This is a genomic window from Kitasatospora sp. NPDC004272, from assembly GCF_053603035.1.
Genome location: NZ_JBSGET010000070.1, coordinates 1 through 11,320, shown reverse-complemented (window position 1 = coordinate 11,320; position 11,320 = coordinate 1). Strand labels below are relative to the sequence as shown.

Annotated in this window: 13 protein-coding genes, 1 tRNA gene and 1 pseudogene; 12 read left to right on the top strand and 3 right to left on the bottom strand. The window is 73.6% G+C overall.

What is annotated here, in order from left to right:
* The 9 genes and pseudogenes from kdpC to ACWEO5_RS21785 all read left to right on the top strand — a co-directional run bounded on the left by kdpC (position 1) and on the right by ACWEO5_RS21785 (position 7,469).
* Positions 1-618 (top strand): potassium-transporting ATPase subunit KdpC, encoded by a 618-nt coding sequence (kdpC, locus tag ACWEO5_RS21825; protein ID WP_452163952.1) that lies wholly within the window; start codon positions 1-3, stop codon positions 616-618.
* A 269-nt stretch (positions 619-887) separates the two neighbouring features.
* Positions 888-950 (top strand): annotated as a pseudogene (locus ACWEO5_RS21820) (hypothetical protein); the annotation flags it as partial.
* A 489-nt stretch (positions 951-1,439) separates the two neighbouring features.
* Entirely contained in the window at positions 1,440-2,348 is a 909-nt protein-coding gene (locus ACWEO5_RS21815) for a hypothetical protein (protein ID WP_452163976.1), read from the top strand.
* Positions 2,345-3,463, top strand: a complete 1,119-nt coding sequence (locus ACWEO5_RS21810; protein ID WP_452163951.1) for a hypothetical protein — start codon at positions 2,345-2,347, stop codon at positions 3,461-3,463. The genes ACWEO5_RS21815 and ACWEO5_RS21810 overlap by 4 nt, the downstream gene beginning before the upstream one ends.
* Before the next feature lie 9 nt (positions 3,464-3,472).
* On the top strand, positions 3,473-3,829 hold the full coding sequence (locus ACWEO5_RS21805) for an effector-associated constant component EACC1 (RefSeq protein WP_452163950.1): 357 nt from the start codon (positions 3,473-3,475) through the stop codon (positions 3,827-3,829).
* A complete protein-coding gene (locus tag ACWEO5_RS21800) occupies positions 3,826-4,917 on the top strand; it encodes a caspase, EACC1-associated type (protein ID WP_452163949.1) in 1,092 nt (363 codons plus the stop codon). The genes ACWEO5_RS21805 and ACWEO5_RS21800 overlap by 4 nt, the downstream gene beginning before the upstream one ends.
* A 257-nt stretch (positions 4,918-5,174) precedes the next feature.
* Positions 5,175-5,390, top strand: coding sequence for a hypothetical protein (locus ACWEO5_RS21795; RefSeq protein ID WP_452163948.1), 216 nt, complete (start codon positions 5,175-5,177; stop codon positions 5,388-5,390).
* A 115-nt stretch (positions 5,391-5,505) separates the two neighbouring features.
* Complete coding sequence (locus ACWEO5_RS21790; RefSeq protein WP_452163947.1) at positions 5,506-6,810, top strand: M20 metallopeptidase family protein; 1,305 nt, start codon at positions 5,506-5,508, stop codon at positions 6,808-6,810.
* A gap of 71 nt (positions 6,811-6,881) precedes the next feature.
* Positions 6,882-7,469 carry a GNAT family N-acetyltransferase gene (locus tag ACWEO5_RS21785; RefSeq protein ID WP_452163946.1) on the top strand — a complete coding sequence of 196 codons (588 nt, stop codon included), beginning with the start codon at positions 6,882-6,884 and terminating at the stop codon, positions 7,467-7,469.
* Here ACWEO5_RS21785 and ACWEO5_RS21780 read toward each other — a convergent pair.
* On the bottom strand, positions 7,369-8,178 hold the full coding sequence (locus ACWEO5_RS21780; protein ID WP_452163945.1) for a phosphotransferase: 810 nt from the start codon (positions 8,176-8,178) through the stop codon (positions 7,369-7,371). The genes ACWEO5_RS21785 and ACWEO5_RS21780 overlap by 101 nt on opposite strands.
* Before the next feature lie 113 nt (positions 8,179-8,291).
* Between ACWEO5_RS21780 and ACWEO5_RS21775 the strand changes: the two genes are divergently transcribed.
* Positions 8,292-8,570, top strand: a complete 279-nt coding sequence (locus ACWEO5_RS21775; RefSeq protein ID WP_452163944.1) for a hypothetical protein — start codon at positions 8,292-8,294, stop codon at positions 8,568-8,570.
* A 69-nt stretch (positions 8,571-8,639) separates the two neighbouring features.
* Here ACWEO5_RS21775 and ACWEO5_RS21770 read toward each other — a convergent pair whose 3' ends face one another.
* Together ACWEO5_RS21770 and ACWEO5_RS21765 are read right to left on the bottom strand one after the other, a co-directional pair.
* Positions 8,640-10,037, bottom strand: coding sequence for an NADP-dependent succinic semialdehyde dehydrogenase (locus ACWEO5_RS21770; protein WP_452163943.1), 1,398 nt, complete (start codon positions 10,035-10,037; stop codon positions 8,640-8,642).
* A gap of 66 nt (positions 10,038-10,103) precedes the next feature.
* Positions 10,104-10,174, bottom strand: a tRNA-Cys gene (locus ACWEO5_RS21765).
* 212 nt (positions 10,175-10,386) lie between these two features.
* On the opposite strand from ACWEO5_RS21765, the gene ACWEO5_RS21760 reads away from it, so the two are divergent.
* Both ACWEO5_RS21760 and ACWEO5_RS21755 read left to right on the top strand, forming a co-directional pair.
* On the top strand, positions 10,387-10,809 hold the full coding sequence (locus tag ACWEO5_RS21760; RefSeq protein WP_452163972.1) for a helix-turn-helix transcriptional regulator: 423 nt from the start codon (positions 10,387-10,389) through the stop codon (positions 10,807-10,809).
* Between the two features lie 10 nt (positions 10,810-10,819).
* Positions 10,820-11,233 (top strand): VOC family protein, encoded by a 414-nt coding sequence (locus tag ACWEO5_RS21755; RefSeq protein WP_344557252.1) that lies wholly within the window; start codon positions 10,820-10,822, stop codon positions 11,231-11,233.
* Positions 11,234-11,320: the final 87 nt, after the last annotated feature.

Below are 11,320 nucleotides of genomic sequence, written 5' to 3'. Positions count from 1 at the left end.
ATGCCCGCTTTTCTGCGCACCCACCTCACCGCACTGCGGATGCTGCTGGTGATGACCGTGATCCTCGGCCTCGCCTACCCCCTGCTGATCACCGGCGTCAGCCAACTCGCCTTCGCCGACAGGGCCAACGGCTCGATCGTGAAGTCCGACGGCAAAGAGATCGGCTCCAGCCTCCTCGGCCAGAACTACGACCTCCCGAAGCAGGACCCGAACGACGCCGACGAACCGGCCCGGCCGGACCCGAAGTTCTTCCAGCCGCGCCCGTCCGCCGGCTCCTACGACCCGAAGGCGTCCGGCGCCTCCAACCTGGGCCCGAACAGCGACGACCTGCTCAAGGCCGTCAACGACCGCCGGGCCGAGATCGCCGCCTTCGACGGCGTCGACCCGTCCGCCGTCCCGCCGGACGCGGTCACCGCCTCCGGCTCCGGACTCGACCCGCACATCTCCGTCGCCTACGCCGAGGAACAGGTGTCCAGGGTCGCCAAGGAGCGCGGCATCCCGGCGGAGAAGCTGAACCAGCTGATCGAGAAGTACACCGAGGGCCGCTCGCTCGGCTTCCTCGGCCAGGACGGCGTCAACGTCGTCCTGCTGAACAAGGCGATCGGCGAGCAGGGGTGACGACCGACCGCTGACCGCACCGGCCCGGGCCGGGGACGTGCTCCCCGGCCCGGGCCGGTCGGCCGCAACTGCCGCCCGCAACTGCCGCCCGCCGAGCGGAAACCGCGCCCAGTCACCACGCCGATCACGAAGCACCCGCCACCGGTCGTCCTTCGTCGAGAAAGAGCAGCGCCCATGCCCCGTGACCTCACCCCCGGCACCGTGCACCGCCGCGGGCAGTTGCGGGTCCACCTCGGTTCGGCCCCCGGCGTCGGCAGGACCCCTACCGGATGCTCGACCAGGCCCGCCGCAGGCGGGACCGGGGCGCGGACGTGGTGGTCGGCTTCATCGAGTGCCACGGCCGACGGCACACCGAGAACATGCTCCGGGGCATGGAGACGGCACCGCGCCTGACCCGGACCCCGGCGCGCTCGCCGAGCGGCGGCGGCTGGTCGAGAGCCTGGGCGGCAGCCACCAGGTGGTGGTCGGCGACGACCTCCCCGGCCAGCCTGATGGCTTTCGCCCGGGCCCACGACGCCACCCAGCTGGTCCTCGGCACCAGCGGGCGAGGCCGGTTCAACCGCTTCCTCACCGGGCCGGGCACCGGACAGGCCACCGTGGACGCCTCCGAGGACGTCGACGTCCACCTGGTCACCCAGGTCTCCCGGGTGGTTCCACTCGGGTACGCGTTCGGACCCGCGGGCAGGATCGGCCGGGAGCGTGCCGGATCCGCGGTCGCTCCTGCCCGTTGTTCGGTTCCGTGTTCGTCTGACAGCACGCTGTTCATGTGCGAACATGTCCTCCGCCCAGGTCAATCGATGGATCAGCAGGGGAACCACGGCGTGTCCAGTGACATTGCGCTGCCCGTCCCGGGTTGGAACGGCGGGGACGGCAACAACGCCTATCTCGACAAGACGCTCCGGCACATGCCGGTCGAGACGGTGCTCGACGACCGGGTCAGCGGCCGGGCCCTGCTGCGGATGGCAGCCCGGGCCCTGCTGGTGTCCGGGGCGGTCTGGCTGGTCGTACTGACGTTCGGCTTGCTGGTCGCGCTGGCCGACAGCAGCGGCTCCAGTGACCCGACGGAGACGCTGGGCGCCTTCGTCGGTGTCCCGCTCTACGCCGGGCTGGCAGCCTTCGCCACCTTCCTGCTGGTGTTGGTGGTCGGGAAATTGACCGAGCCGATCGCGGAGTGGCGGGTGCTGCTCCACGCCCGTGCTGACGTGGACTCCGCCTACAACCAGATCTGCAACGTGGTGGCCGAACGGGGCTACCCGCTGACCCCGTCCGTCGAGGCCGTCCAGCAGTACGGCGGGACCGCCCGCCGACTGGTGCTCGCCCAGCACGACTGCACCGCGCACATCTCGGTCTTCAACTACGGCAGCAGCCTCTACCTGGGCTGGCAGATGTGGCGCACCAGGAGCAAGTTCCGGCTCTTCGTCCAGTTCGTCACCGACAACGTCAGCGGTGGCAGCGACCTGCGCAGTGCGATGTCTCGGACCGGGCAGGTGCGGGCGATGCGCGAAGCCGTGCACGCCGCCTGCCGCGAGGGCCTGGTGGTGGCGATCGAGCAGCGGCCGGTACAGCTCCAGGTGCGCTTCCCGCAGGTGGCCTCGGTGTCGACCGTCGAAGCGGTCGGGCCGCAGCGGCAGCCGTCGATGCCGCCCGCGCCGCCCGGTGCGTCTCCCGTGCCGCCGGCGCCGCCCGCTCCTCCCGGCCCGTGGGCCGGTGGCACGACCGACCGGCAGTGACGGTCGTCCGGGGCGGAGTGTCGGTCGAGCCGTACGGTCCGGGAGGTGAAGGCGGGCTGGCCCGGGCGGCGTACCGGATCGCCCCGGTGCTCGGGCCGAGCTCGCCGCTCGGCGGGCCCGACGGTCGACACCGGGCCGAGGCGGGTGCGGCCGAACGGGCCTGGCTGAGCGGACTGCCCCGGCTCGGCGGACACATCGAGCTCCGTTGCACGGGAGGGGAGTCAGGGCGCATCCGAGCCACCCTGCTGGCCCGCGGTGCGGCCGCCGCTCCCGAACAGGCGGTCGGCGTCGTCCGGGCGTTGGTCGGTGACGCCCTCCCGCCGCACGTGATGGTGGCACCGGCCGACGTCGCGGAGGAACTGAACCCGCTCGGAACAGCGCCCGCCGTGCTCGACCTGTACGAGATCCGCAAGCAGCTCCGGCAGTACCGACTGGCCGCGCCGGGCGCACCGCGCCTCATGGCGACCGTCGCGGTACCACTGGAGCCGGGCGGCTCCTGGGAGCCGGTCTGGGCCGAACTGGCCCGGCAGTCGGTGTCGACCTGTCTCGCGGTGAGCCTGGAGCCGTCCGTGCTGCCGGCCGGGACGAGCCGGCTGCTCGGCCAGTTCGCGGACGTGTACGGCGAGTTGGCGCGCTCCTCGGCCGGCAGCCCGGTCTGGGGGCAGGCCCGCCGGGGTGATCCGGCGGCCGAGGTCGGGCAGCGTTTCTTCGAGGACGCGCTGCACCGCTACCAGGGTCGGGTCTTCCGGCTCCGGATGCTGCTGGCCGCCGCCGGGCCGATTCCGCCGATCCTGCCCGAGCTGCTCGCCGGCCTGATCGGTGGCGAGGCGGTCCAACTCCGCACGGACGCCCAACGCGCCCGAGCCTGGAACGACTTCAGCTCGCTCGACCTCGACCCGCTGCCGGACAGCCACCGTCCGACCGGGGCCCCGGAGGCCGAATGGACCGCACTGGAACAGGAGTTGGTCGGTCTGGTAGATCTGGACGAGGCCACCGCCGCGTTCCGCCTCCCCTACGAGTTCCCCGGCCGGACCGGCCGCCTGTTCGCCCGACTCCCGGAGGCCCCGGCCCCTTCGACGCCCCCCGCTCCCGGTGATCTGCCCACCCTGTACTGAAAGGCCGTCATGACCGACTACACCATTGCCTTCCACGGCGAGGACGACGAGGTCCGCGAGGCCGCCGAGGCCCTCCAGCAGCACCTCAACCGCGACGCCGAACTGCGCGGCCTCACCAACAACCGGATTCGCCCGCCCCGCCCGGACGAACAGGGCGGCATCGCGGACGCGGTCCAGTACGCCGCCGAATTGGGCCCGCTGGTGATCAGCCCGCTCTGCGTCTGGTTGGAGGCCCGCCTGCGCAAGAACACCGTCTCGCTGGAACTGCGCCGCCCCGACGGCACCGAACTCCGGATCTCCACCGACTCCACCCGGGACAGCTCCGAACTCCTCGACCAGGTCGAGGAGTTCCTTTCCGCCGAATGAACCACCGCTTGATCCGGCCCGATCCGGCCGGCTCCTGGGCCGTCCTGATCGCGGTCGGCCGCTACGCCGACATGTCCGACATGCCCGAGGCGGTCGCCTCGATGGAGCTGCTCGCCGATCAGCTCTCCGGCCCGGACGGTGGTTTCGCCCCCTCTCAGGTGCTTCGGGTGGTCGACCCGGAGAGCACCCGAGAGGTGGTCGACCGGGTCGCCGCCGCCTCTGCCCGGACCACCGACACGTTCCTGGTCCACTACGCCGGCCACGGCGTCACCAGCACGGCAGGCCACCTCCACCTCGGCCTCCCCGGCACTTTGGACAAACCTGACCACGTACCCCGCACCGCGCTCCCCGTCGGTGCCCTGCTCGCCGCCGTCGGCCAGCGGGCCGCCCACCGGATCGCCGTCCTCGACTGCTGCTACGCCGGCCTCGCGCTGGACGAACCGGCTGCGGCCGACCTCCACCTGCTCACCGCCGTGGACCGGGCCCGCAGGGCCCTGATCAACAAGGACACCGGCCTCACCCGCTTCGGCGAAGAACTTCTCCGCCTCTGCCGCGAGGGCGTCCCCGACGGCCCCGCCTTCCTCCCCCTCGACCTGATCCACCACCACCTGGCCGTCAACCTGGCGCAGATCCCCACCGATGCACCCCGTCATTACCAGGCCCCCGTACCGCAGCAGCGCACCGTCGACGCCACCGGGCACATCGCGCTGTTCCGCAACCCCGCCCACGGTACGTCGTGCACCGAGCCCGGGCTCCGGGCCCGGGCCGGCTTCGCCTACCGGCAGTTCGCCATCCGCAACCAGCGCCAACCCTGGCACCGCCCCCAGGCCGTGGCGCTGCTGGCCGACATCTCCGCCGACGCCGCCCGTTCCCTCGGCCCGGACCACCCGCTGGCCCTGCAACTCGCCAACGCCCACGGCCACGCCGTCGGCCTCCTGCACGGCCCGGCGGCCGCACTCGCCCTGCTGGTGCCCCTCGCCGCCCGAGCCGCCGTCCGGCTTCCCGTTGATTCAAAGGAGCTGGCCACCATCAATGCCACCTTGCAGGGGTGGTCGGAGCAGTCCCCGAAGCCGAACCACGGTCGGTGACCAGCTGCCGGGGGAGACGCGGCAGAGGCGTGAGACACGCGCGATCAGGTTCTCGGCGAGACTCCGCCATGGACGCCCGCCCGGGCACCGGGACGGACGGTTCCCGGGCGGGAGGGTTCCCGGGCGGGAGGGTTCCGACATCTCCCGCACAGGTGTGCAGGTATGAATGACCGGCTCCGGGCAGGATCGTCGGGCGCCGTTACCGCCCGTCGACCCGACCGGCACCGCGGCCGTCCGTACCGGACCTCCCGCTCCGGGTGCTGGAACTCCAGCGGGCCCGGCAGCGCCGGTCGATCGGCTTCTGCGCGCCCACCGCCGCCCGCCGGATCGACTACCCGGCCTCGCTCGCCTTCGAGCGCGTCCACCTCGCCTCCTACCGCCGGTACGGCTTCCGGCTGCTCGACGTCCCGCCCGGGCCCGTCCCCGACCGGGCCGACCTGATCGCCGACACCCCGGCCCGGCTCACGTCCTGACCCCCCGTCGCCCCGCCCGCGTCGTACGCTCGACCGGAGCCGGAGCCGGAGCCGGAGCCGGAGCCGGAGCCGAGGCCACGGCGGGGGACAGCGGGGACACCGACGGAGGACACCCATGGACGCGACGGACGCCACCACCCTGTACGCCGAGCTGGACCGCCGCAGCGCGGCCGTCGCCGAGCAGGTGATCGCCTGGCGGCGGCACCTGCACCGGCACCCCGAGCTGTCCAACCGGGAGGGGGCCACGGCCGAGCTGATCACCGGGCACCTGACCTCGCTGGGCCTGGACGAGGTCCGCACCGGCATCGCCGGGCACGGTGTGGTCGGGGTGCTGCGCGGCGGCCGGCCCGGCGGCCGGGTGGTGGCGCTGCGGGCCGACACCGACGCGCTGCCGGTCGCCGACCTGTGCGGCACCGACTTCGCCTCCTCGGCCGTCGACCGCGACTACCCCGGCGGCCCGTTCCCGGTCTCGCACGCCTGCGGCCACGACGGCCACACCGCGATGCTGCTCGGCGCCGCCACCGTGCTCGCCGGGGTGCGCGAACAGCTCCCCGGCACCGTGCTGTTCGTGTTCCAGCCCGCCGAGGAGGGCCCGCCGGTCACCGAGGCCGGCGGCGCCCGGCAGATGCTCGCCGAGCACGCCCTCGACGACCCCGAACCCACCATGGTGTTCGGCATGCACCTCACCCCGCACCCCAAGGGCCACGTCGGCTACCGGGCCGGGAACCAGTACGCGGCCTCCTGCCTGGTCAAGATCACCGTGACCGGCCGCCAGGTGCACGGCTCCACCCCCTGGCAGGGCGTCGACCCGATGCCGCCCGCCGCCGCGATCATCACCGGCATCGGCCAGCTCTACCGCCAGCTCGACGCCTACCACCCGGTCACCGTCACCGTCGGCCACGTCGAGGACATCGGCCGCTTCAACATCATCGGCGAGCGCGTCACCCTCTGGGGCACCGTCCGCTGCGCCGTCGAGAGCGACATGGCCGACGTCCAGCGGCGCCTGACCCGGCTCGCCGAGCACACCGCCGAGGCGTACGGCTGCACCGCCACCGTCGAGCACCTGCAGGACGTCCCGGCCGTCGACAACCGCCAGGAGTGGCTGGACGCCGCGCTGCCCACCCTGCGCCGGGTGGTCGGCGCGGACCGCGTCCTGGAGACCGGCGCGACCCTCGGCTACGACGACGTCTCCGAGTTCGTCAACGCCTACGGCGGCCTGTACGTCATGCTCGGCGCCCAGGACACCGAACTCGACGCCGCCGGCAACCCCGTCCCCACCCCCGGCGGCCGCGGCATCGTCCCCAACCACAACCCGCACTTCTACCTCGACGACGACACCCTCCCCACCGGCGTCCGGCTCCACGCCCACCTCGCCGCCGACCACCTCACCGGCCGGTTGCTCCCGGCCGACCGGGCCTGAAACCCCTTGGACGGGACGGGAGTCCACCTGCTGCAATGACCGGACGACCCGGTGGCGGAGGGAGCCCGAGGATGCCGGAGATCGCACTGCGCCTGACGGTGCGCGACCTCACCGAGGCCGACCTGCCCTCCTGCGGCTGGGCCGGCTCGCCCAAGCACGTGCGCGAACTCGTCCACCAGCTCCGTCGCGCCGAGGCGGGCGAGGTCGACTACCTGGCGGTGTGCACGCCGGTCGGCCTCCCCGTCGCGGTCGGCGGCGTCGACTACACCCCCGCCCCCGGCGCCGGGACGCTCTGGCAGCTCGGCGTCCACCCCGCCCTGCGCTCCTGCGGCATCGGCACCCTGCTGATCCGCGCCGCCGAGCAGCGGATCACCGCCCGCGGCCTCGCCGTCGCCGAACTCGGCGTCGAGGAGTCCAACCCGCGCGCCCGCGCCCTCTACGAACGCCTCGGCTACCGCGCCTTCGGCCGCGCCCTCGACGGTTGGGACGTCGAGGACGCGGACGGCACGCTCCGCCGCCACGAGACGGTGTGCACCCTGATGCGCAGGCGGCTCGCCGTCAGTCCCGCAACTGCCGTTCCAACGACGGCCGTTGATCCGCCAGCCAGGACTGCAGCCGATCCCAGCGGGCCCAGCCGCCGTACGAGTCGAAGTACGTGACGAACGCGGCGTCCCCGGCCACCACCCGGCGGGCGACGAAGGCCCGGCAGACGGCGGTGGCCTGCTCCAGGACGGACGGCAGGGCGCGGCGGTCGGCGGCGGAGAGACCGTACGCTCCGGCGAACAGGGCCAGCCGGCGCGGCACTTCGAGGTGCGCGCGGCCGGTCTCGGCAGCCGTCGCCGGGTCGAGCGCCGGCACCCAGTAGCGGGCCGTCAGCGCCACGTCCCAGAGCGGCCGGCCCGGGGCGGCGAAGTCGAAGTCGATCAGCGCGGCCGCCCCGCCCGCCCGGAACACCACGTTCTCCGCGCACACGTCGTTGTGGCACAGCAGCGGCCCGCCCTCCGGATCGGCGAACTCGTCCGGCCAGTGCGCCGCCGGGTCGAACGGCGTGCGCGCGCTCGCCGCGTGCCAGCGGCGCAGCAGCCGGGCCACCGACACCAGCGCCGCGTCGTCCAGCGCCCAGGCCGGGTACGGCGGCACCGCGACCTCCCCCGGCAGGAACTCCAGCCGCTCCCGGCCGCCGGTCACCGGCCCGACCGGCACCGGCGCCCCCGCGAACCCGCCCGCCCGCAGCGCCGCCAGGAACCCGTGCAGGGCGGCGGCGTGCGGCGGCGCGGGCCGCTCCACCACGCCGCCGCGCCGCCGCACCGCGCCCGCGTTGGCCAGCCCGCCCGCCAACAGCTCCCCGTCCCTCGGTTCCCCGCCCACCGGCTCCCCGTCCCTCGGTTCCCCGTCCGTCCCGCGATCCTTCCACGGGTGGCCCGCCCACCCGGACCGGCGCGATACTCGAACGGACACCGAACTCCGCGGAGGTGAGGGCGATGCCCGCGACCGTTACCGGAACGACCACCAGGGGAACGACCGCCACCGGTGGGCCCGGCCCGGGCGCGTTCCACCGGTTCGCCGCCTGGCTGAACGCCAAGCACAACACCTCGCTGGTCTTCCTGCTCGCGCTGTCCCTGGGCCTCGGCCTGGTCGCGGCGCAGCTCGACCAGCTCTGGTTGCTGATCGTGTTCTCGGTGGTGTGGGCCGTCACCATCGTCGCGTTCGCCGCGCAGTTCCTCGGCCGCCACGAACGCGCCCACCCGCACGCCGCCTGAAGCCGCACGCCGCCTGAAGCCGTGCGCGGCCTGAAGCCGCACGCGGCCCGGGCCGTGCGCCGCGGGCGGTCAGCTCCCGGACCACACCGTGGTGATGTTGCAGAACTCGCGGATGCCGTGGCCGGACAGCTCCCGCCCGTAGCCGGAGCGGCGGACCCCGCCGAACGGGAACGCCGGGTGCGAGGCGGTCATCCCGTTGAAGAAGACCCCGCCGGCCCGCAGGTCGCGCACGCACCGCTCGCGGTCCGCGTCGTCCGTGGTCCAGACGTTCGAACTCAGGCCGAACGGCGAGTCGTTGGCGACCGCGACGGCCTCGTCCAGGTCGGCGACCCGGTACACGGTGGCGACCGGGCCGAACGCCTCCTCGCGGTGGATCCGCATCTTCGGGGTCACCCCGGTCAGCACCGTCGGCAGGTAGTACCAGCCGTCCGCCAGCGCCGGGTCGTCCGGCCGGGCGCCGCCGCAGGCCACCGCCGCGCCGTGCCCGATCGCGTCCGCGACCAGCACCTCCAGGTCGGTGCGGCCCTGCTCGGTGGCCAGCGGGCCGACCTCGGTGTCCGCCGCGGTCGGGTCGCCGACGGTCAGCGCCCGCATCCGCCCGGTGAACGCGGCCAGGAACTCCTCGTACACGTCCGTGTGCACGATGAAGCGCTTCGCGGCGATGCAGGACTGCCCGTTGTTCTGCACCCGCGCGGTCACCGCCCGCTCGGCCGCGGCCGCCACGTCCGCCGAGGGCAGCACCAGGAACGGGTCGCTGCCGCCCAGTTCCAGCACCGTCTTCTTGATCTCGTCCCCGGCCACCGCCGCCACCGACCGGCCCGCCCCCTCGCTGCCGGTCAGCGTCACCGCCACCACCCGCTCGTCCCGGATCACCGCCTCCACCTGGGACGAGGAGATCAGCAGCGTCTGGAAGCAGCCCTGCGGGAACCCGGCCCGGGCGAACAGCTCCTCCAGCGCGAGCGCCGTGCGCGGCACGTTCGAGGCGTGCTTGAGCAGGCCCACGTTGCCCGCCATCAGCGCCGGGGCGGCGAACCGCACCACCTGCCAGAACGGGAAGTTCCACGGCATCACCGCCAGTACCGGCCCCAGCGGCCGGTACCGGACGTACGCCGACACCCCGCCGGAGTCCGCCACGTCCTGCTGCGCCGGGTGCTCGTCGGCGAGCAGCGCCTCGGCCCGGTCCGCGTACCAGCGCATCGCCTTCGCGCACTTGGCCGCCTCGGCCCGGGCCTGCGCCAGCGGCTTGCCCATCTCCAGCGTCATCGTCCGGGCGACCTGCTCGTTCGCCTGGTCCAGCAAATCGGCGGCCCGGTGCATCAGTTCGGCGCGGTGCGCGAAGGTGGTCAGCCGCCAGGACTCGAACGCGGACTGCGCGCGGGCCAGCCGGCGCTCCACGGCGGCCTCGTCCAGCGGGTCGAAGACCTCGACGCTGCGGCCGTCGGCCGGATTGACGGTGGCGATGGCCATCGGACCATTCCTTCCTCGACTGCCGCCCGGCCAACCGGGCGGGGGCGGACATCGAGGGGAGCGAGGAGGTGGAGACAGGAATCGAACCTATGTACACGGCCCTGCAAGCCGTTGCCTCGCCTCTCGGCCACTCCACCGGGCTCCCTCGCGTGACTCAAAAGCTAGCAGCGGGGGAGCGGGGGACGGGAATCCGAACCGCCCGGACATCACCCGAATGCCCCGTTTCGACCGAAGTGTGACGAACGGTCAGCGGATGATCGAATCATCCCCCCGCCCGTCGGGGGCCGCGGCTACCCTTGGGCCCGTGCAGATCGACGACCTCAAACGCCTCCGCCGGGCCCGCGACACCATGGACCGCGACTACGCCGAACCGCTGGACGTCGCCGCCCTCGCCCGGGTCGCCCTGATGTCCGTCGGCCACTTCCAGCGCAGCTTCCGCGCCGCGTACGGCGAAACCCCCTACAGCTACCTGATGACCCGCCGGATCGAGCGCGCCAAGGTGCTGCTGCGCCGCGGCGACCTGTCCGTCACCGAGGTGTGCATGGCCGTCGGCTGTACCTCGCTGGGCTCGTTCAGCACCCGCTTCACCGAACTCGTCGGCGAGAGCCCCAGTACCTACCGGGCCCGCGACCACAGCGCCGCCGAGCACATCACCGCCTGCGTCGCGATGTACCTCACCCGCCCGATCCGCGGCACCGACACCGGGCGGCCGCAGCGGACCCCGGCGCAGGAGATCAGGAACGGAGAAGCGCGCGGCCCCGCCGGTCAGTAGCGTCGGGGGCATGGACATCAAGCTCTCGCAGTGCTTCATCGCCGTCGACGACCACGACGCCGCGCTCGGCTTCTACCGCGACGCCCTCGGCCTGGAGGTGCGCAACGACATCGGCTTCGAGGGGATGCGCTGGGTCACCCTCGGCTCGACCGCCCAGCCCGAGGTCGAGGTCGTGCTCGAACCCCCGGTCGCCGACCCGGGCGCCACCGACGCCGACCGGCAGGCCGCCGCCGAACTGCTCGCCAAGGGCCTGCTGCGCGCCGTCAACTTCCGCACCCCCGACTGCGACGCCACCTTCGAGAAGATCCGCGCCACCGGGGCCGACGTGCTCCAGGAGCCGATGGACCAGCCCTACGGCGTTCGCGACTGCGCCTTCCGCGACCCGGCGGGCAACATGGTCCGCTTCGCCCAGCCCCGGGCCTGAGGGGCGCCGCGCCGTCCGGCCGCCGCCGTTCGCGCGGACCCCGACTGAGTGGTGGGCGGGCCACCGCGGGGGGGGGCGCGGGGGCCC